Raw genomic sequence first — 20154 nt, forward strand, 5'->3', positions numbered from 1 at the left:
GCAAAAACATTTGCTGCAATGCGAAAGACGTGAATCGTTTTATACTTAGAGACGCTCACGTTGACACTGCATCTATGCTGGTATAGCTTACAATAAAACGTTTCACCAGAATTTTCGTAGCATCAATCTGAGATTGTTGAAGGGAGGGCAGAATGTCGAAATCGCGAACCCCTTCCATCAAGATGGTGGCCGACAGGGCAGGCGTCTCGGTAGCGACCGTTTCGAATGTCCTCAATGGCAAACCCACGGTCTCTCCGGATTTCGCCAGGCGCGTGAATGACGCGGTGCGTGAACTTGGCTATGTCGTCGATCTCGGCGCATCCCGGTTGCGCTCGCGCAAGGCACAGCTTGCGGGTGTCGTGGTACCGGATCTCACCAATCCGATGTTTGCCTCCTTCGTTTCCACGCTGGAGCATCTGGCGCGTCTCGACGATTACGATCTGGTGGTCGTCTCCGCGCGCAACAATGTCGAGGAGGAGGCCGACCGGCTGCGCAAGATCCGCTCATGGCGGCCGGCCGGCCTGATCGTCATCCCCTGTGATGGCGCCTTTGCCGAACGCTTGCCGAATGGCTTCTTCGCGCCGGTCGTGCTGGCCGACCGCATACCGGATGCGGCGGGCTTCGATTTGATCGCGGTTGACAATGGCCCGGCCGCTGGCGCAATCGCCACCCATCTCGACAGGCAAGGTTATGGTGATTGCCTGGTCCTTGGCAGCAGTCTTTCGATCACCAATGTTCGCGAACGCTGGGAAGGCGTGCGCGCAGCGGCCGGCCGTATGCATGTCGAAATGCTGGAAATCGGCATAGACGACGCCAATGGCGCGCAGCGGCTTGAGGAGCGTCTGCGTCAGCGCCCCTTGCCTGGCGCGTTGTTTTCGCTCGACCACGGCACGACGCTTCTGACGTACCGCACCATGGCGGAGATCGGGCTTTCCGTGCCCGGCGATCTCGCCTTTGCAAGCTTCGACGATATGGAATGGATGAGGCTGGTCGCGCCTGGCATTACGGCGGTGCGTCAGCCCATCGAGGAAATGGCCGAACAGGCCTGGGCGCTGCTGTTGCGGCGCATGACCGGCTCTGCCGGAAAACCGGTTACGCGGCGCCTGCGCTGCGCCGTCGAGATCCGCGGTTCGACGCCGCGGAGCCCGCTTGAGGAGGCGGGTAACACGAAACTGGGAGGAGAAAAATGGAAGTTACAAGACGAACCCTACTCGCCGGAATAGGTGGAGCTGTCGTCGCCGGCACTCTGGGCGGCACGATCGGCGTCGCACAGGCGGCCGAGCCGCAAGTCGGCGTCGTGGTCAAGATCGGCGGCATTCCATGGTTCAATGCCATGGAAGTCGGCATCAAGAAGGCGGCACCGGAATACAAGGCCAACGCCTGGATGGTCGGGCCTACGCAGGCCGATGCTGCCCAGCAGGTGCGGGCGATCGAAGATCTGATCGCCCGCAAGGTCGCCGTCATCGGCATCGTGCCGAATGATTCCGCTGCCCTCGATCCCGTTCTCGGCCGAGCACGCGCCGCAGGTATCAAGGTGCTGGCCCATGAAGGGCCGAACCAGAAGGAAGCCGATTGGGACTTCGAGCTGACGACCATCGAAGGCTACGGCCAGGCCCATATGGACCTGCTGGCCAAGCAGATGGGTGAAGAAGGCAAATATATCGTCTATGTCGGATCGCTGACGGTTCCCCTGCATAATGCCTGGGCCGATGCCGCGATCGCCTATCAGAAGCAGAAGTACCCGAAGATGGAAATGCTCGGCGATCGCTTCGGCGTGGCCGAGAGCCTGGATGACAGCATCAAGACCACGCAGGACCAGCTTCGCGCTCATCCGGATCTCAAGGGCATCCTGACATTCGGCTCGCAAGGTCCGATCGGTGCGGCGCGCGTTCTCGACGATCGCGAAAAGGCGAAGTCGATCGTGCTGGTCGGGGGCTTTTCTCCGGGGCAGGGCGTCAAATACGTCAAGTCCGGCACCATCCGCGGCGGCTTCATCTGGAATCCGATGACGGCGGGCGAGATCTTCGTCCAGCTTGCCTCTCTGCTCGCCGCCGGCAAGGAGCCGACCGACAATATGGAGCTGACCGGCGTCGGCAAGGTGCGCGTCTATCCGGACAAGAAACTCATCCAGGCCCAGAAGCTCGAGTCGCTCGATAAGGAAAATATCGACCGGCTCGTAGCGCTTGGTCTCTAAAGCATTTCCAGGAAAAGTGCGCAGCGGTTTTCCGTCCGGAATGCGTAAGGAACCAAGAGGATAGAGCTTTCCCGCGATTCGAAGAAAAGTGGAAAAGTTCTGACTGTTCCTCCCGAGGGCCGGCGGCAGGCTTCAAGCCGCCGCCGGCCGATTCATGGCAATCGGAGTGGATCGATGAGCGATGAAATTCCGTTTCTGCGTTTGACCGGACTGTCGAAACGGTTCGGCGGCGTGCGGGCATTGGAAGAGATCGACTGGGATGTGCGGTCTGGCGAGATTCATTGCCTAGTCGGCGAAAATGGCTGCGGCAAGTCGACCCTCATCAAGACCGTAGCCGGTGTGCATCCGCCGTCGGCTGGGATGATCGAGATCGAGGGCGAGTCGGTTCTTCCGCTTGATCCCGCACGCGCCAAGGCTCTGGGGATTCAGGTGATTTTCCAGGACCTATCCCTATTTCCCAACCTGTCCGTTGTCGAAAATGTCGCCATTGAAAGCCATCTCGACCGGCTGGTAAAGCCGGTCAACTGGAAGCAAATGCGGGAGAAGGCAAGCGCTGTCCTTGCAAGGCTCGGCTTTGCGCTCAACCTCGATCTCGTAGTTTCCGATCTTTCGGTGGCCGAGCGCCAGATCGTCGCGATCGCACGCGGCCTGGCAGCCGAGGCGCGACTGATTTTCATGGACGAACCGACAGCGTCGCTGACGCGGGCCGAGGTCGACCGCCTTTTGGGGATCGTCGGACGGCTCAAGGCGGACGGTATCGCCGTCGTCTTCGTTTCCCACCGGCTCGACGAAGTCGTCGAGATCGCCGAGCGCGTCACTGTCATGCGCGACGGCCGCAAGGTTGGCACTTGGCCCGCCGATCAAATGAATGAAAAGAAGATCGCTCATCTAATGACGGGGCTCGATATCGATCACGCGATCGTTGCCCGCAACATGGGTGAGGCGGCGCCTATTCTGGAAGTCCATGGTCTGTCGCGCCGTGGTGAATTTGCTGATATCGATTTCACGCTGCGCCGCGGCGAGGTGCTCGGCATCTCCGGATTGCTGGGATCGGGCCGCACCGAGCTTGCGCTGACACTGTTCGGCATGCATCGGGCCGAAAGCGGCAGCATCCGTCTTGAGGGCAGGGAGCTTGTGCTTCGCTCCAATCGTGATGCCGTACGCGCGGGCATTGCCTATGTCTCCGAGGATCGTCTGAGCCTCGGCGTGATCCTGCAGCAGTCGATCGGCGACAACATCATGCTCGCGATCATGCGGGGCATGGCAAAGCGGCTGGGGCTCATTCCCGATAAATCCCGCAGGCAACTCGCCGAGGATTGGATCAAGCGGCTCGCCATCAAGGTTCCCTCGGCCGATCGCGCCGTGCAGACGCTTTCAGGCGGCAATCAGCAGCGTGTCGTGCTGGCGAAGTGGCTTGCGACGCGGCCGAAGGTGCTGATCCTCGATTCCCCGACAGTGGGCGTCGATATCAAGAACAAGCAGGGCATCTACGATGTGGTGGCTGAACTGGCGCGCCAAGGCGTCGCCATTATCCTCATCTCCGACGAGGTCTCCGAACTCTTTGCGACCTGTGATCGCATCCTGCACATGCGCGCCGGCCGCATCGTCGGCGAAGCGGTGCCGGGTGACGTCAGCGAGGCCAACATGAAGGAGCGCATCTATGCGTGAGCACAGTCAAACGGCCGCACCATCCTTTGTCGCGCAATTGAAGCGGCGTCCCGAAGCGTGGCTTCTGGCCGTCATAGCCGCGGTCGTGATCGTCTTTTCCCTGACGGCGCGCGATTTCTTAACGCTCGCCAATATTATCGATCTGCTCGAAACCTATTCGGTGCAGGCGATCATGGCGATGGGCCTCTTCGTCGTGCTGGTTTCGGGCGGCATCGACATCTCCTTCGCGGCAACCGCCTCCGTAGCGCAATATTGTGCGGCGCTGCTGGCAACGCAGTTCGGCTTCTCCGCGCCCGTCGTCATTGGTTTTGGCCTGGCGATCGGCGTCGGCCTGGGTTGCCTGAATGCACTTCTGGTTCATTATGTGCGCATCACCTCGATCATAGCCACGATCGCCATGATGAGCGTCAGTTTCTCGCTGCTGATGTATTTTTCCGGTGGCAAGTCGATTTATACGTTGCCGGATTGGTGGACGAACCGCATCGTCTTCTGGCGCATGGAAACGGCATCGGGCGACATCGTCCGCGTGACGTTGCCGATCGTCGCCATGGTGGTGGTGACCCTGTTCACCTGGGCGTGGATGACGCGCTCATCCGTCGGGCGGCAGCTCTACGCAATGGGCGGCAATGCGGAGGCTGCAAGGCGCATCGGCATGAACATCGGCCGGCTGCAATTCGTCGCCTATGGCTATCTCGGGCTGATGGCGGCGGTTGCCGGCCTGCTGCAGGCCCATCGGGTCGGCGAAAGCGTGCCCAACGCCATGTACAATACGGAACTTGCGGTACTGTCCGCCGCTGTCCTTGGCGGTGCCAGCTTGACGGGCGGCATCGGCACCGTGCCCGGCGTGCTGCTCGGCATCGTGCTTCTGGCCGTGCTGCAGAACGGGCTCAATCTGCTCGGCGTCTCCTCCTATTTCTTCCAGATCGTCATCGGCATCACCATTCTGGTCTCGACCTCGATCACCGTCATCAGCTCGCGGCCGGGCCGCCGCCATCGCATCATCGCGGGAGCGTCGTCCAATGGCTGAGCCTCCGCTTCTCTATAACATCAACAGCAGTCTGGCAGACCTGATGACGCGTATGCGGACAGGTATTCCCGGCGCCCATACCGGGCTTGTCGTCCTTCTGGTCTTTCTGGTTGCCGGCTTCTCTCTGTTCATTCCAAATTTTGCTTCGCTCGGCACGCTGCAATCCTTCATGTACCAGCTGCCGCTGCTCGGGCTCCTGTCTCTCGCGATGATGGCGCCGTTGATCACGGGCGGCCTCAATCTGGCGATCATCGCGACGACCAACCAGTGCGCGCTGCTGATGGCCTTCATCATGCAGAGCCTGATCACGCCCGATAGCGGCACGGGAGCGGCGCCCGCCGTGATCATACTGGCGCTTCTGGCCGGCCTTGTGCTCTGCCTGCTCATCGGCCTTATCACCGGCGCGCTCATTGCCTATACCGGCGTTCACCCGATCCTCATCACGCTCGGCACGAAATCGCTGATCGACGGCATCAGCATCTATCTGACCCGCGGCATGGCACTGTCAGGCATACCGGACGGCTTCAGCCGCATCGGGACGACGACGATAGTGGGGGTGCCGCTGATCTTCCTGCTACTGATCGTGGTTGCTGTTATCGTAAGCCTCATATTGCGACGTACCGCCTTCGGCGTCGCCTGCGCCATGATCGGCTCCAATATCGAGGCGGCGCGCTATTCCGCCATTGACACGCGCCGAGTGCTGGTCGGTGTCTATGTCATGTCGAGCCTGATCTGCTTCTTCGCCGCGCTGGTCATGCTGGCGACCTTCAACTCGGCGAGCGCGGACTATGCGCAATCCTATCTGCTGGTGACGATCCTTGCAGCTGTGCTTGGCGGCGTCGATCCCTTCGGCGGCTTCGGCACGGCCGGCGGGTTGATGCTGGCGCTGGCCATCCTGCAGATCATCTCCTCGGGCTTCAACCAGTTCGGTCTCAGCAATTACCTGACCGTCGCGATATGGGGCGGCATCCTCATCTTCGTCGCTGCGGTTCAGACGGCGCGACCCTACCTGATGTGGCTGCTGCCGACACGTTTCTTCGGTCCCAAATGAGCATCGTTGCGGTTTTCGACATCGGCAAGACGAATGTGAAGCTGTCGGCGGCAACGGATGACGGCCGCGTACTGGAAACCCTGTCGACGCCGAATATCGTGAAGGATGGTCCGCCCTACCGCCATCACGATCTCGGCGGTCTGGAAGACTGGCTCATCGATAGCCTGAGGGAGCTGGGACGCAGGCACGACATAGGCGCGATCATTACCTGCGCACATGGGTCCGGCGGTGTGCTGGTCGACCGACAGGGTGCTGCAATGCCGATGATCGACTATGAGCAGCCGATCCCCGCAGATGTCGATGCGCAGTACAGGGCAATTGCCGGCTCCTATCGCGAGAGGGCAAGCGCCATCATGCTGGGTGCGGCGCATCTGGCACGGCAGATGTTGTGGCAGGAAATGTACTGGCCGGAGCCTTTTGCCGCAGCCAGCGCCTATCTCGCCACGCCGCAATATTGGGCGTTCCGCCTGTCTGGCGTGCTGGCGAGCGAAGTGACGAGCCTGGCGGCGCAGTCTCATCTGTGGGCATCGGCCGACAGCCGGCCGGCCTCGCTCGTTGCAAACCGCGGATGGCAGCGTCTCATGCCGCCAATGCGGCGAGCGTGGGAAGCACTTGGTCTGTTGAAGCCCGAGCTCGCCAGACGCAGCGGCCTGAAGGCGACGACGCGCATCCTGTGCGGCGTGCACGATTCCTCGGCCAATCTATACCGCTATCAGGCGGCCGATCTTTCCGATTTTACCGTTGTCTCCACAGGTACCTGGATCGTTGCATTGAGCGACCGCGGCGATGTCGATTTCAGCGTCGAGCGACCCGGCCATTCCTGCAATGCCGATGTCTTCGGCAACCCCACGCCGGGTATGCTGACCATGGGCGGCCGGGAATTTTCGACCGTCGCCGCAAAAGCTTCAGGCCCCGCCTCGTTGCAGGCCCTTCGGATGATCGTGGCGTCAGGTACCTTTGCACTGCCGACATTCGGCTCGGATGACGGGCTATTTCCCGGCACGGCCCATCGCGGCCGTCTCGAAGGCCCGCTTGCGGAGGAGGAGGCCGTCCGGTTCACGCTCGCAGTGCTCTATTCGGCGCTGCTGACCGCGGCCTGCATTCAGGACCTTCCGCCCACAGAGACGGTGGTGCTGGACGGCAATTTCGTCGTCGATCCCCTTTATGGCGCCATCGTTGCGGCCTTCCTGCGTGATCGACGCGTGCTCGTCAGCCGCAGCACGACCGGAACGGCGACGGGCGCCGCCATGCTGGCGTCTCATGAAAGGCGTGCTTCGCCTGCAACGCTGGCGGCCGAAGCACCTGATATCTCCGGCCTTCCCGAACTTTCATCCTACCGGCAACGCTGGCAAATCCTGATCAAGACAATGGAGTGAGATCGTGACGACTTATGACGACAGTACCCTGCGCGAAGACATGGTGGCGATCTGCCGCCGCATGAATGCATCCGGCATCAACCAGGGAACGGCCGGCAACGTGTCGGTGCGAAATCCCAAGGGATTTCTGGTCACGCCAACCTCTCTGCCTTACGACATGATGCAGCCAAAGGATCTGGTGCAGATGTATTTCGATGGCAGCTACGAGGGCGAGCGCCGGCCATCGTCCGAGTGGCGGTTCCATCGCGATATTCTCGCATCTCGCAAGGATATCGAATGCGTGCTTCATTGCCACTCGGTCTATGCGACCACGCTTGCGGTACACCACAAAACCATTCCGAGCTTTCATTATATGACGGGCGTCGCGGGCGGCACGACGATCCGCTGCGCGCGTTACGCCACCTTCGGCACGCAGGCTCTTTCCGATGCGGCGATCGAAGCGCTGCAGGACAGGCTTGCCTGCCTGCTCGGCCAGCACGGGCAGATCTCGCTCGGCAAGACGCCGGCCGCCGCCCTTGCGCTTGCCATCGAGGTCGAAACCCTCTCGCGCCTTTATGTGCAGGCGCTGACGCTTGGCGAGCCGCCCATTCTCGATGACGAGGAGATGACACGCGTCATCCAGCAGATGAAAAACATGAGCTATGGGCAGGCGCCGGATTTGGATGGGGTCAACGACGTGGCAAAGCGGCGGCAATAATCCCTCACAGCTTTCAACCGTCTCGCCGCCAAGTCTTGACATGTGTGCGACTGAGTAGCACCCTGGGCGCCTGAAGGAGATTGTCCCGTGAGCGTGAAATCGTCGATATCGTTGACCGATCAGCAGGATGCATTTGCCCGCTCGCTTGTCGAGACGGGCCGCTATTCCAGCCTGAGTTCGGTTCTCCAGCAGGGCCTGGAACTGCTGCGGCAAAAAACGGAAGCGGAAGCGGCCGAGACGGAAGGGCTGCGCAGGCTCATTCAGCGCCGCGTCGACGGACCGAAGATCCCGGCTCAGGACATGGAAGAGCGGATCGATAGCATGATAGAGCGCAAACGGCGAGCTCTTCGTGTGGAGCCTTGAATATTCCAGGGATGCCGATTTCGATTTCGAACTGACATTCGATCATCTGTTTGCGGCCTATCTCGATCTTGGAGACGCATCTGAGGAAGCTCTGGAGCGCGCGGCCAGCCGTATTCGCGAACTCCGTCTGGAAATCGATCGGTTGGTCGAGACCCAATATATCGGAACATTGCGGCCGGATATCTATCCTGGCATCCGTTTCCTGCGACGCGACAAGGCGGCCGTCTGGTTTCTGCCGATCGAGGAACACAAAACGATCGTCGTTGCGGCGATTTTCTTTGGCGGTCAGGATCATATCAGGCGGATGCTGGCGCGCATGCTGCAGCGATAATGCTCCAATCGTCCGCTCGAATGGGGTTTCCGACTTCGAGCCAAGCCATCTCTTATCGGTTGCGACCCATTGACAGCGTCCTGATGTCACTTGCGCAATCTGTGTGTAATGTAGCCGCAATCTTCGGCTGTCAGTGGGGGCGAAGGATGGCAACCGCCGTTCTTTGGGGAAAAGTCATTGCGAATTCTGCTGCTTGAGGATGAGCCCGAAATGGCCCGCGCGCTGCTTGAAGCGTTGCGGCGCCGCGATGTGCTCGCCGACCATGTCCGCACGATTGCGGATGCCGATGCCATGGCCCGCGTCGGAACCTATGACGTCCTTGTGCTGGATCGTCGACTGCCTGACGGCGAAGGACTGGATCTCGTGGCGGCGCTGCGTCAGCGCAAGCATCCCATCCCGATCCTCGTGCTGACAGCGCTTGGCAGCGTCGATCACCGCGTCGACGGGCTCGACAGCGGTGCCGACGACTATCTTGCCAAGCCTTTCGCGATCGAGGAGTTGCTGGCGCGCTTGAGAGCTCTCCAGAGACGGGGGCCGACAGTTTCCGACAGATATCTGACTTTCGGCAATCTGAGCGTCGATCCGAGGACCAATGAGATCTTCGTCGGCAGCGCGCTTATCGAGTTTCCGCGCCGCGAATATCTGGTGCTGGAGACGCTGATGCGCCGTCCGAACCGCATCGTGACGAGGCCGAGCCTGACCGAGGCCGTTTATGCCCTCGAGGACGAGATCGGATCGAACGCCCTGGATGCCCACATCTCACGCATTCGAAAGAAGCTGCTTCTGGCCGAGGCCACGGCCGAGATAAGAGCGGTGCGGAACATCGGCTATCTGATCCGGGCCAAGGCATGAACGCGGAACGCAGCCGATCGTTACGCTGGGGGCTGATAAAGCGCCTGATCGCCTTGCAGGCCTTCCTCCTCGTTCTCTTCTTCGTCCTTCTCGTCGCCTGGCTCTGGATCATCAATCCGGAGCTGGAAGATGCCAATGAAGAGGCTGTCCGCGTTGTCGCCCAGCAGATTACAAGGGATGATGACGGCCAACTGCAGGTGGCGGAGACGCAGCAGGTAGTAGAGCTGAAGCAGCGTTATCCCGAACTCTGGTTCATGATCCGGGACAGCAAGGGAATACTCTTTCAATATGGAGAGATACCGGCGGCCGCGTTCGATGAGAACTTCCCGTGGACGATAGATCGGGCAAGGGTGGAGGCTGGCAATGGAGCACATGCTACCGTGGAGAACCGGGAGACCTCGGTCGGCAAGCTGCAGATTGTCGCGGCCACTGAGCGCGGCTTTGACAATGACGGCTTGAACGTGTGGATCAATATGCGGGTCGACGTTGCCAAAGGTCCCAATGGCGAAATCCATTGGCTCAACGTCTTGCCGGCTCTGGCATTCCTGATCTTCATCGGCGTCTTTCCCATACTGGCGGTGACCGGCGTGGCGACGCTTCTCGTCACGCCGCGTGCCGTCGGCCGGTCGCTGAGCGGGCTGGTGGAGACGGCAACCCAGGCGCAGGCGATCGACTTCGACAGCCGTTCGGCCCGCCTCGAGCGGTCGAAGGTGCCGACCGAGATCATCCCTCTGGTCGATGCGTTCAACCATGCCCTCTCAAAGCTGGATGAAGGGTATAACAGGCACAATCGCTTTCTTGCCGATGCCGCCCATGAGCTGCGGACGCCGATCGCGATTGCACGGACGCGAGCGGACCTTCTCCCCGAGGCCGAAGTCAGCCAGCAGGTGCGTGATGATATCGACCGGCTATCCCGCGTCGCCCATCAACTCCTGGAGATGCAGGCGATCGGCGCGGTAGAATTGCGTGCGGAGAAGAAGGATCTGAATGTGCTGGTCGAAAACATCGCCGCCGATCTCGCCCCGATTGTGATGGATGCCGGCTATGATTTCGACTTCGAGCCGAGCTCCGAAGAAGCAGTCTTCGTGATCCAGACCTCGACAATCGAAATGGCGGTTGTCAACCTGATCCGGAACGCGATCGATCACGCCGGTGGAAAGGGCTCGATCATCGTCCGCGTCAGCGCCGATGGCGCGATCGATGTCTGCGACGAAGGTCCCGGCATACCGCTGGCGGAGCGCGATCGCGTCTTCGAGCCTTTCCGCCGCATCAACGCCAGCTCGTCCGGTGCCGGTCTGGGATTGAACCTGGTAAAAAAGGCGGCCGAGCTCCACGGCGGGCGAGTTTCGTTCCCAGACACCGGTTGCGGTTTTTGCGTCCGCCTGCAGATCAGTTCCATCCCGCCGACTGTCGTAGTCGCAGACATGGGCTGGCGGCAGAAGCCGTAAGTGCCGAGCTGAAACGGCATGTGCCAGCTATTGCCGCGCAAAATCCTGAAACTGTTTTCATTTTCACAAGCGGTCGGGGATTGGATATTCGATTTTCCGAAGCCGGGTTCCCTGATAGGGTCCGGGAGAGACACCAACGGGATAAGGCATATTGAAACTTCTGTTATCGGCTTTGTTTTTACTGACGGCTGTCTGCACCTCTTTTCTTGCCTTCGGCGATACAATGGACCTTCGACTGCACAAGGCTGCCGCAACGGGTGACGTTGCGGCCATTCAACAATTGCTCGATAGCGGCGCCGCCATCGAGGCGCGGGATGCAAAAGGCGCGACGCCGCTGCTGGTCGCGACACACGGCAATAGGGTGGAGGCCGCGCGAGCGCTGATAGAGGCGGGTGCCGACGTCAACGCCAAGGACAATATCGAGGACAGCCCTTATCTTTATGCCGGCGCTCGCAGCCATCTGGATATTCTCAAGCTGACGCTTGCCCATGGGGCGGATCTCAAGAGCATCAACCGCTACGGCGGCACGGCGCTTATTCCCGCCTCCGAACGCGGTCACGTCGAAACCGTCGACACGTTGATCAAGGCGGGTATCGATGTCGATCACGTCAACCGGTTGGGGTGGACGGCCCTGATCGAGGCCGTCATTCTCGGCGATGGCGGTTCGCGTCATGTTGAGATCGTCGGGCTGTTGATAGATGCCGGCGCAAACGTCAATCTGGCCGACAATGATGGCGTGACACCGCTGCAGCATGCCCGCAGTCGCGGTCATGCCGAGATCGTGAAATTACTGGAGGCGGTGGGGGCGACGTAACGAGGTGTTCCGACTTCCGGCACTATGCAATACCACGGGGAGGCGTATGCCTCAGCCTCCCGAAACGATGAGAATGAAGGGCTTGGACAATGGAAAGAAAATACTACTCCTCTCTTGGCGGCCATCCGCCGCAGAGCGACTTGCTGACGGGGCGCGCCGTATTCACGGAGGCCTATGCGGTCATCCCCAAGGGAGTGATGCAGGACATCGTCACGAGCTATCTGCCCTTCTGGAACGATACGCGCTGCTGGGTGATCGCAAGGCCGCTCTCGGGGTTTGCCGAGACCTTTTCGCAATATGTCATGGAAGTGGCGCCGGGCGGTGGCAGTGATCGTCCGGAGCAGGATGCCGAGGCCGAAGGCGTGTTGTTCGTTGTCGACGGCGAGATCGAACTCACCTTGCCTTCCGGCAAGCATCTTCTCCAGCCGGGCGGCTATGCTTTCCTGCCGCCAGGCCTGAAATGGTCGCTGCACAACCGCTCCGGAGCTCACGCCCGCTTCCATTGGGTACGCAAGGCGTATGAGGCTGTCGAGGGGCTGGCTCATCCGGAGGCGCTCATCTTGAACGAGAAGGATATTGCGCCGTCCGCCATGCCGGGCACGGGAGGCGGCTGGGCAACGACCCGCTTCGTCGATCCGTCCGATCTGCGGCACGACATGCACGTGACGATCGTCACTCTCCAACCCGGTGCCGTCATTCCCTTCGCGGAGACCCATGTCATGGAGCACGGCCTCTATGTGCTGGAAGGCAAGGCCGTCTATCGCTTGAACCAGGATTGGGTCGAAGTCGAGGCCGGCGACTTCATGTGGTTGCGCGCCTTTTGCCCGCAGGCGTGCTATGCTGGCGGTCCAGGTCCGTTCCGCTACCTGCTCTACAAGGACGTCAATCGCCATATGGCGCTTCGTCCCTTCGGTGCGCGCCGTTAAGCCACGCGTTTTTGCGGCAAGCTCGGCGCCTATGGCGCCGGCTTAGGGTCATCGATACGGCCGGTCGTCAGCTTGCCGTCGCATCAGTTCGTGAGGGGCACGGCATCGCCGTCGGCCGAGGAGCATTGCGACGAGATCGTATAGAAAAAGTCCTGTCGATCCCAACCGCCGCCATCTTCCCAGGCGTGCTTTTGTGCGGCCCGGCAGCCGAAATAGTTCTCGATCGGCAAGGTGACGCCCTTTGGAAGTTGGCTACCGTCGACGAAGAGATAATTCGACGTATTCGGATCATCCGTCCGCAGGGCCAGATCGTATTTTGTGCCGGCCGAGTTCTTGCTGTTGCAGTTTACGGCGTTGTTGTTCGAGATGGACGCGGCCTTGCCAAGCGGACAGCCATCATCTTTGACGTCCATCTGCAGTACGAGCTTGGTATATTGGCCTAGCGTAATCGGGCCGGACGGGACGGCCGTCATGGTGCCCTGGCCATCGTTGTTATGGGTTGTCGGCTGATAGGTTACGGTGCCGACCACGGTTTCGGCCGTTGCATTGGGTCTGACGACACGGATCGTGATGACTTTGTAGTACCACCCCTGCGCCTGTGTCGGGGTGATGGTCACAGGCTTTGCCGGCGCCGTGGCTTGGGAGTTCACGCCGATGTCGAAGCTGTTGATATCGACGATGCGCATCAGGTTTGTCGGCACCGCTCCGGTCAAATTGACCGAAAGGATGCGTCCGTTTGCCGTGATAATATAGCTGAGGTTGGCAGGTGTCGTGTCCGCGTAGGCGGTGATGAAGCGTGTGGCTTCTGCCTGCGACGCGCTTTAGGCGACAGGCGATCGCGGCGCTCCACCATGGGTGCTGCGAGCATCCGAATTTACTTACGGAAATTCTTCATGACCGGTACTGACGCGCAATTCTTCGATACAACCTTAGAATAACGGGAAAGTAAGCTTTCCCGAATAAATGTAGTTCCCATGCCTCAGAAGGTTCGCCGATGCTGCGGCGGATGGGAGCGTCATGCCATCGATCGATATCATCGTGCCGAAATCCGCGCCGCGCCGTTGGCAGGAGATTTTGATCACGCGTCTGCAAGCGGAGGGACACGACATTGCCGTTTTGCATGAGTCTAGGTCGGACGCATGGCCGGTAGCGGTCAATGCTGCTTTGGCTCTTGAGCGAACAATCTTCCGCCGGCGCGATCCGGCGCTTGCCGCTCCCTTATCGGAAATCCCCACCAGCATTCGCAGCAGGCCTGCTGCACTTCGGCTGGATCTTGCCGGCAATGCTGCGCCATCGGATATTCCAACAATGACGTTGCGGTTCGACGGATCGCGGTCGGACCTCTCGGTCCCGATATCCGTCGCCGCCGGCGCCTTGCCCGTCATCGAAACCGTCCTGGATGGAAAGACGGTGATAGGCCGAGCCTCGCCGATGATCGACAAGCGGGAGTCCGCCTCGCTTGGTGTCGAAGATGTCTTGGCGCGTGCTATCACGCTTGCCGTTTCCACCGTTCGTGCCCTTGCCGAAAACCGGCTTGCTGTGAACGAACCCGTATCCACAGCGCCTGAAAATCCTGCTGCTGGAATGCTGGAGTTTGCATCTTCATATGCGGCCAGCGCCCTGCCACGCCTGGGCCGGGAGGTGATGCGGCGCGCACGTTTTCGTCATGCGCATTGGCGCGTCGGCTATCGCTTTATCGATGAGCCGGGTGTGGCAAGCACCTACGAGCTTGGCAACGGCTGGTCGGAGCTGCCGGATGCGGGAGACCATTTCTATGCCGATCCCTTTCCCTTTCAATGGGAGGATCGTTCCTTCCTGTTCGTGGAGGATTATCCGCACGCGACAGGCAAGGCAGTCATCTCCGTCGTGCCGTTCGATGCAGCCGGGAAGCCCGGAGAGCCGCGATGCGTGCTGGAAGAGCCTTACCATCTCTCTTATCCGCAAGTCTTCGAGCGCGGCGGTGCAATCTGGATGCTTCCTGAAGCAAGTTCGGGCGGAAAACTCGTCCTCTATCGCTCCATCCAATTTCCGGATCGCTGGGTTCCCGAAGCCGTGCTCATCGAAGGCGAGATTTCCGATGCGACAATGCTCGAGCATGGGGGGCAGCTTTGGCTTTTTGCGACTGACCGCGACGGCTATGGCAGCACCTCCGATACGCTCATGGTCTTCCATGCACCCCGGCTTGCCGGCCCCTGGAAGCCGCATATACTGAACCCGGTTCTCATCGATCGCCGCATGGCGCGCCCGGGCGGCGCCTTCGTCCGCGAGCGGGGTAATATCTATCTGCCGGTCCAGGACGGAACGCTCGGCTACGGCGGCGGGCTCGGTATCTCGCAATTGCTGGAGCTGGATGAAAAGACGGTTCGTCTATCACCGCCCCGACCGATTGCGGCGCATGGCGATTGGCCCTATCCGAAAATCCATACGCTCAATCGCTCAGGCCGACTGGAGGTTATCGACGGGATTGCAGCCGTGCGGAAGTGAGCGGGATAGAAGCAGAGCTTCGTAGCCGGCGCACATGCGCGCCGGCGAATATTGTTCCTTCAGCTGCCGTCCGGCAGCGGCAAGCTGAGCTGCAAGCTCGGGTCTGGCAATAAGTTCAGCAAGTCCATCAGCCATGCTCTTGGCATCGGCTTCGACGAAGAGTGCTGCAGCCTCACCATCATCCGTCGTCAGGACTTCCCGAAGGACATCGAGCTTGCTTGTGACCACCGGTAGTCCGGAAATGGCCGCTTCGACGGCGGCAAGGCCAAAGGTTTCCGTCAACGACGAAAAGGCGTAGGCGTCTCCCGCCGCGAGGAATTCGAAGATGCGGGAGGGAGGCACTTCGCCGACGAGATGCAGCCTGTCGTCGACGCCGTTGTCCTTAGCAAAAGCGACGATCGACTCTTGTTCGGGGCCGGTGCCGGCTATGGCGATATGAATATCGGGCAGATGGACGAGGGCGCCGACGAGCGCGATCTGGTTTTTCGATGGCGCCATGCGGCCGGAAGAGACGGCGAGCCAGGCTTCTTGAGGAAGACCGAAGGCCGCGCGCGCCGCCACCTTGTCGAAAGCGACCGAGAGCGCGGGAACGCCATGGTCGATGCGTGACATTCGGCGCCGATAGGCTTTCGGAAAGCTTTCGAATTGCGCTTCCGTCCAGCGCGAATTGACGACATTGGCATGATAGGCGCCGAGCGTGCCCATCAGCTTGTCGATCTGCGTCAGGATCCCTCTGACGCCTCGAGTCTGCGGCGCGCCGCTCTGGTTTGCGATGATGAGGTCTGCACCGGCGAACCGCGCGCCGATGGTGCCGAAAATATTGCCGTAGTGCTGGAAGGTGATGACGGCATCCGGTCGAGCTTTGCGCAGATAACCGGCAAGTCCAATCGCCGCACGCATCTGGCCAGGCAGGCCGCGCGGCGGTTTGGTGAGGATGAAATCAGCGTGCGGATCGCGGTCGTAGACATCGGTCTTCCGATACATGAAGACGGTTCGCACATCATGGCCACGCGCGCGCAGTCCCTCGCCGACCATGTCGGAGATCCGCTGTGCACCACCTGCTTCTGCCTGGGTCTGGACCTGGATGATTTTCATGAGCGGCCTTTCAGGAAGGAGCGGGCGGCAAGCGCGTCTTCGCCGGCAAGAAAGCCGAGGATCGACGGATTGATGCCGATGGTACGGCGCGCGATGGACACGGCGGTCACGCACCAAACGATGATCGTGCCGGCGATGGCGAGCGCTGCGCCGATCGGGCCGAACCAATAGGTCAGCACCGCCGTCGCACAGAGCCCGAAGGCGTTGACGATAACAAGCAGCTTGAAAAGTGCATGCTGGAGACCCGTCAACTGCATGAGGATTTCGGTCGGCCCGCAGGCGGTGCCGATGGTCGCGCCGATGCCGAAGATGATCAGCGTCACCTGCATTGTCGGCGTGGCATAGGCGTGATTGAAGATCGACAGGATCAGGTCGCCGAAGATCAGGAAGGATACCAGCACGCACAAGGCGATGACGAAGCCGCCAAGCGCTGCGAGGCTGGTGATACGCTGCACATGCGCCCTGTCCCCAGTGTAGAAGGCGGCCGAGATCTGCGGCGCCAGCGCCTGGTTGATACCGTTGAGCGCGAGGACGACCAGCCGCATCGTCCGATCCGCCACGAAGATTGCGCCGGCAGCCTCTGGGCCTAGAATGGCCGCGACAAGCAAGGTGCTCGCCTGGCTGAGCGCAGGCGGCAGCGCCGTGACGCCCCAGAGCCCGAACGTCACCGTCTTGAATTCATCCTTCTGTTCTCTCGTAAGCGGGCCGCGCTGCGCGCGGATCGTGTCGCGAAAAAGCACGAATGTTTGCGGCGCGATGATGAGGAGCAGCAAACCGGCTGTCAGGTAGGTTGCGGTAACCGCGCTCATTCTCATTTGCATGAAATGGGCAAGCACGAAGACGGGGATTGCTACTGCCCGCCAAATGACATCGCGTGGCAGCAGCGCGAAGATGAGCGCATTCTTGGCGCGAAGAGCGCAGGCGACGAATTCCGACCAGCCGAGCGCGAAGGCCAGCACCATGGTCGCCACGCAGATCGCGAGCCATTCGGGCGTCTGTCTGCCGGCGAATGGCAAAAAGCCGATGATGAGAATGAGCAGGCTGAAGCTTGCAAGCCCCATGAGCGCAACAAGGATGGAACGGGCCATCATGCCGTTTGCCGAGTTCAGATCGTTGTTGCCGGCATATTGCGGCCAGAACCTGAGCACTGCGCTTTGCTGGCCGACTATTGCGAAGAAGGAGACCAGGCTCGCCCCAGCATAGGCAGCGCTATAAAGACCGAACTGCCGCTCATCGGTCGTCATGGCGACCGCAACGAACATCAGGAACGACAGGCCCGCACTGGCGAGCTTGATGGCACCGGCAACGGCGCCGCTCCTGGCAAGCGCGCCGATCGACAAGCGCAGGTTGCTCGCAGGCGGCGGCGTTTCGGCCGATAAAGTATCGCTGCTGCCGGCTTGCTCACCCAATGCCCTGATCCTGTGCTGATTGCTGTCGACCGAATGGCCTGCAATGTCTGAAATAGAATGTATCTCTAATATCGTAAGTACTGATGCTTGCGCTAGAACGAAGTCGCAACATGGTTACTTGCGATGTCTCAAGTCGATCACACGCTCAGGTGTAAATTCAACGGATGATTAACATTATTCACTAATACTGAATTTAGTGATGTGCGATGAGCCGGAGATCCGCGGCCCGCGGAGAGGAACAGGATGAAGCCGTTTAACATTGACGAGCGTTCGCTTCCGCCGCTGTTCGATGTCGGTGCTGTGTGGACCATCCTCTGGCAGCGCTGGCTGACCGTGTTGACATGCACCATTGCCGTGCTCCTGCTGGCGCTGGCTTACCTTGTGGTGGCAAAGCCGAGCTATACCGCGACAGCTTCCGTCATGATCGATCCACGCGATCCGCGCGCGACAAATCTCAACAATGTTCTGCCCGGCATCGGCAGTGACAGCGCGGCGATCGCAAGCCAGGTATTCGTTATTGAATCGCGCGATCTGCTGATGAAGGTCTTTGAGAGCGAGAATATCGAGAGCGATCCCGAATTTGCAAACGGCGGTCTCCTGTCGCGTATTGGTCTGGCTTCACATCCTACGAAGGATTCGATCTTCAAGAATTTCCAACGCGCCGTCACGGTAGAACGCGCCGGGCTTACTTATGTCATCGATGTCAGTTTCGCATCCCGCTATTCAGACAAGGCGGCGCGGATCGCCAATGCCATCGTCAATCGCTACAAGGCCGGTCTGTCGGGCGAGCGGGAGACTGCAAATAGCGACGTGAATTCCCTTCTTGCGAGCCGGATCGGCAATCTTCAGAAGAATGTCAGCGATGCTGAGCAGGAAGTCGGGGATTTCAAGGTCTCGCATCAGATCCTCGATGCCTCCGCGGGCGGCACGCTGCAGTCCCAGATCGACAAGCTCACAGATCAGTTGATTGGTGCGCGAAGCGAGGCGGATCGGGCCAAGGATAAATATGCCCAGGCGGTTGCCGCGGGCACCTCGCCGGCCGGGCTTGCCAAGCTCTCGGAAATCCTTTCCTCCGAAGCCACGGTCAAACTCCGCGAGAACTACAATCAACGGGCTGCCGATCTCGCCAATTACGAGGCCATGTACCAGCCGCGTCATCCGATGATCAAAAGACTACGATCCGAGTTGGACAGGATGCAGGGTCTTATGGCCGTCGAGGCGCAGCGCATCACGCGGGAATTGAAGGCGAAGTCCGATCTGGCAGTGCAGAACGTTGCAGCGTTGCAGGCCAAGCTCGACGACCTCCGCCAAAGGCTGGAAAGCTCGGATGCCGCCCAAGTGCAATTGCGGCAGCTGGAGGCGAAGACGAAGGCGGCACGCACAGTTCTCGACGATTTCCTGAAGCGCGCCGAGGAAACATCGCAGATGCAGGGCCTGCAGCTGCAGGAGGCGCGGGTGATCAGCGCCGCCGCTCCGCCGGTGCAGCCGACCTGGCCGAAGCCGCTGCTCCTGTTGCCGGTCAGCGCCGCGCTCGGTCTCATCATCGGCTGCGGTCTTGCCCTGGTGCGCGGACCCAGACATCAGCCGGAACAGGATCCGACAAGCCCCTTCAGACGTAGCCTCCTTGACGTCGAACCTCACAAAGACCCCTCGCCGGAAATTGCAAAGGCGGAGCCGGCGCCTGTCCATCTTGGAGAGTATCGGCTTCCGGGTGTTGCCGGCGTCGGCGCCTATCTCAGCATCCGCGCGATGCGAAGACGTTTTTTCCAGGCCGGAAATGAAGCCTTTTCGCGTGATGTGCTGCAGCTCATGCGGCGCATCATTCTGCATCTGAGAGAGCATCCGAAACCCTATGTGCTGCTGGTCTCCTCGCTTCACACGCCGCTGGCTGCGAGACTTGCGGGCGCTATGGTCGGCCTTGGCCTCCAACAGGCCGAACAGAATGTGCTCGTGGTCGAGTTCGGAGACTTGCCTGGCTTGGGGGCGCCAGCGCGCAGCGGTAACGGCGTCTTCATCAGCGGGGCGAGCGGCCTGCGGACCGTGGTGTACAACAGGCCCGTGACTGAGAATTCGGAACCGTCGGCGCGCCTTGGCCTCGACGATATATTGATCACTGCCGGCTCGTTCGATTTCGTGCTTCTGATGGGGCCTTCCATCGTCGATGGCAATTGGGATCCAGCGCTTTTCGCTGACGCGGATCTCATGCTTTTTGCGCTCAGCCCTGCCGAGGAAGCGGCGGAAATCGCCAACATGCTTCGCCAACGGGTCGATGCCGATCAGATCGCGCGCAGCGCCACGCTGACGATTGCGCCGGAGCATGTCGATACGCGTCGCAGCCAAATGGTACGGCCCATCCGCTCGGCTGACGACGGAGGGCAGGGTGATCGAATCTCTGCAAGGGGATGAACGAGGGACGCGG

18 protein-coding genes are annotated in these 20154 nt (G+C 60.5%); 15 read left to right on the top strand and 3 right to left on the bottom strand.

What is annotated here, in order from left to right:
- Nucleotides 1–152 precede the first annotated feature (152 nt).
- From PH558_RS22855 to PH558_RS22915, 13 genes are all read left to right on the top strand, one after another.
- Nucleotides 153–1223 carry a LacI family DNA-binding transcriptional regulator gene (locus tag PH558_RS22855; protein ID WP_285206708.1) on the top strand — a complete coding sequence of 357 codons (1071 nt, stop codon included), beginning with the start codon at nucleotides 153–155 and terminating at the stop codon, nucleotides 1221–1223.
- The gene (locus PH558_RS22860; protein WP_285206709.1) at nucleotides 1187–2194 is read left to right on the top strand and encodes a substrate-binding domain-containing protein; all 1008 of its coding nucleotides are present in this window, start codon (nucleotides 1187–1189) and stop codon (nucleotides 2192–2194) included. Before PH558_RS22855 ends, PH558_RS22860 begins: the two co-directional genes overlap by 37 nt.
- 174 nt (nucleotides 2195–2368) lie before the next feature.
- Nucleotides 2369–3862 (top strand): sugar ABC transporter ATP-binding protein, encoded by a 1494-nt coding sequence (locus tag PH558_RS22865; protein WP_285206710.1) that lies wholly within the window; start codon nucleotides 2369–2371, stop codon nucleotides 3860–3862.
- The gene (locus PH558_RS22870; protein WP_113409494.1) at nucleotides 3855–4889 is read left to right on the top strand and encodes an ABC transporter permease; all 1035 of its coding nucleotides are present in this window, start codon (nucleotides 3855–3857) and stop codon (nucleotides 4887–4889) included. The genes PH558_RS22865 and PH558_RS22870 overlap by 8 nt, the downstream gene beginning before the upstream one ends.
- Nucleotides 4882–5940 carry an ABC transporter permease gene (locus PH558_RS22875; protein ID WP_285206714.1) on the top strand — a complete coding sequence of 353 codons (1059 nt, stop codon included), beginning with the start codon at nucleotides 4882–4884 and terminating at the stop codon, nucleotides 5938–5940. The genes PH558_RS22870 and PH558_RS22875 overlap by 8 nt, the downstream gene beginning before the upstream one ends.
- Nucleotides 5937–7316, top strand: coding sequence for an FGGY-family carbohydrate kinase (locus PH558_RS22880; protein ID WP_285206716.1), 1380 nt, complete (start codon nucleotides 5937–5939; stop codon nucleotides 7314–7316). Before PH558_RS22875 ends, PH558_RS22880 begins: the two co-directional genes overlap by 4 nt.
- Nucleotides 7317–7356: 40 nt before the next feature.
- Complete coding sequence (locus PH558_RS22885) at nucleotides 7357–8013, top strand: class II aldolase/adducin family protein (protein ID WP_285206918.1); 657 nt, start codon at nucleotides 7357–7359, stop codon at nucleotides 8011–8013.
- Nucleotides 8014–8100: 87 nt separating this feature from the next.
- Nucleotides 8101–8376 (top strand): ribbon-helix-helix domain-containing protein, encoded by a 276-nt coding sequence (locus PH558_RS22890; protein WP_285206717.1) that lies wholly within the window; start codon nucleotides 8101–8103, stop codon nucleotides 8374–8376.
- Entirely contained in the window at nucleotides 8363–8707 is a 345-nt protein-coding gene (locus PH558_RS22895; protein ID WP_285206719.1) for a type II toxin-antitoxin system RelE/ParE family toxin, read from the top strand. Before PH558_RS22890 ends, PH558_RS22895 begins: the two co-directional genes overlap by 14 nt.
- A gap of 177 nt (nucleotides 8708–8884) precedes the next feature.
- Entirely contained in the window at nucleotides 8885–9559 is a 675-nt protein-coding gene (locus PH558_RS22900; RefSeq protein ID WP_285206721.1) for a response regulator transcription factor, read from the top strand.
- Nucleotides 9556–11007, top strand: coding sequence for a sensor histidine kinase (locus PH558_RS22905; RefSeq protein ID WP_285206722.1), 1452 nt, complete (start codon nucleotides 9556–9558; stop codon nucleotides 11005–11007). The genes PH558_RS22900 and PH558_RS22905 overlap by 4 nt, the downstream gene beginning before the upstream one ends.
- 223 nt (nucleotides 11008–11230) lie before the next feature.
- A complete protein-coding gene (locus PH558_RS22910) occupies nucleotides 11231–11821 on the top strand; it encodes an ankyrin repeat domain-containing protein (protein ID WP_285206723.1) in 591 nt (196 codons plus the stop codon).
- A gap of 89 nt (nucleotides 11822–11910) precedes the next feature.
- The gene (locus tag PH558_RS22915) at nucleotides 11911–12747 is read left to right on the top strand and encodes a bifunctional allantoicase/(S)-ureidoglycine aminohydrolase (RefSeq protein ID WP_095437330.1); all 837 of its coding nucleotides are present in this window, start codon (nucleotides 11911–11913) and stop codon (nucleotides 12745–12747) included.
- 83 nt (nucleotides 12748–12830) lie between these two features.
- On the opposite strand, the gene PH558_RS22920 is transcribed toward PH558_RS22915, so the two are convergent.
- Nucleotides 12831–13433, bottom strand: coding sequence for a hypothetical protein (locus PH558_RS22920; RefSeq protein ID WP_285206724.1), 603 nt, complete (start codon nucleotides 13431–13433; stop codon nucleotides 12831–12833).
- 331 nt (nucleotides 13434–13764) lie between these two features.
- Here PH558_RS22920 and PH558_RS22925 point away from each other — a divergent pair, with 331 nt between their 5' ends.
- A complete protein-coding gene (locus PH558_RS22925) occupies nucleotides 13765–15231 on the top strand; it encodes a glucosamine inositolphosphorylceramide transferase family protein (RefSeq protein ID WP_285206726.1) in 1467 nt (488 codons plus the stop codon).
- Here the strand turns inward: PH558_RS22925 and PH558_RS22930 are convergent.
- Both PH558_RS22930 and PH558_RS22935 read right to left on the bottom strand, forming a co-directional pair.
- Nucleotides 15184–16326, bottom strand: a complete 1143-nt coding sequence (locus tag PH558_RS22930) for a glycosyltransferase family 4 protein (RefSeq protein ID WP_285206727.1) — start codon at nucleotides 16324–16326, stop codon at nucleotides 15184–15186. The two genes, PH558_RS22925 and PH558_RS22930, sit on opposite strands and share 48 nt — an antisense overlap.
- On the bottom strand, nucleotides 16323–17735 hold the full coding sequence (locus PH558_RS22935) for a lipopolysaccharide biosynthesis protein (protein WP_285206728.1): 1413 nt from the start codon (nucleotides 17733–17735) through the stop codon (nucleotides 16323–16325). The genes PH558_RS22930 and PH558_RS22935 overlap by 4 nt, the downstream gene beginning before the upstream one ends.
- A 243-nt stretch (nucleotides 17736–17978) precedes the next feature.
- Here PH558_RS22935 and PH558_RS22940 point away from each other — a divergent pair, with 243 nt between their 5' ends.
- Nucleotides 17979–20141, top strand: a complete 2163-nt coding sequence (locus tag PH558_RS22940; protein WP_285206729.1) for a GumC family protein — start codon at nucleotides 17979–17981, stop codon at nucleotides 20139–20141.
- Nucleotides 20142–20154: the final 13 nt, after the last annotated feature.

Origin of the sequence: Rhizobium pantanalense (genome assembly GCF_030182525.1) — a bacterium.
Classification (GTDB): Bacteria; Pseudomonadota; Alphaproteobacteria; order Rhizobiales; family Rhizobiaceae; genus Rhizobium.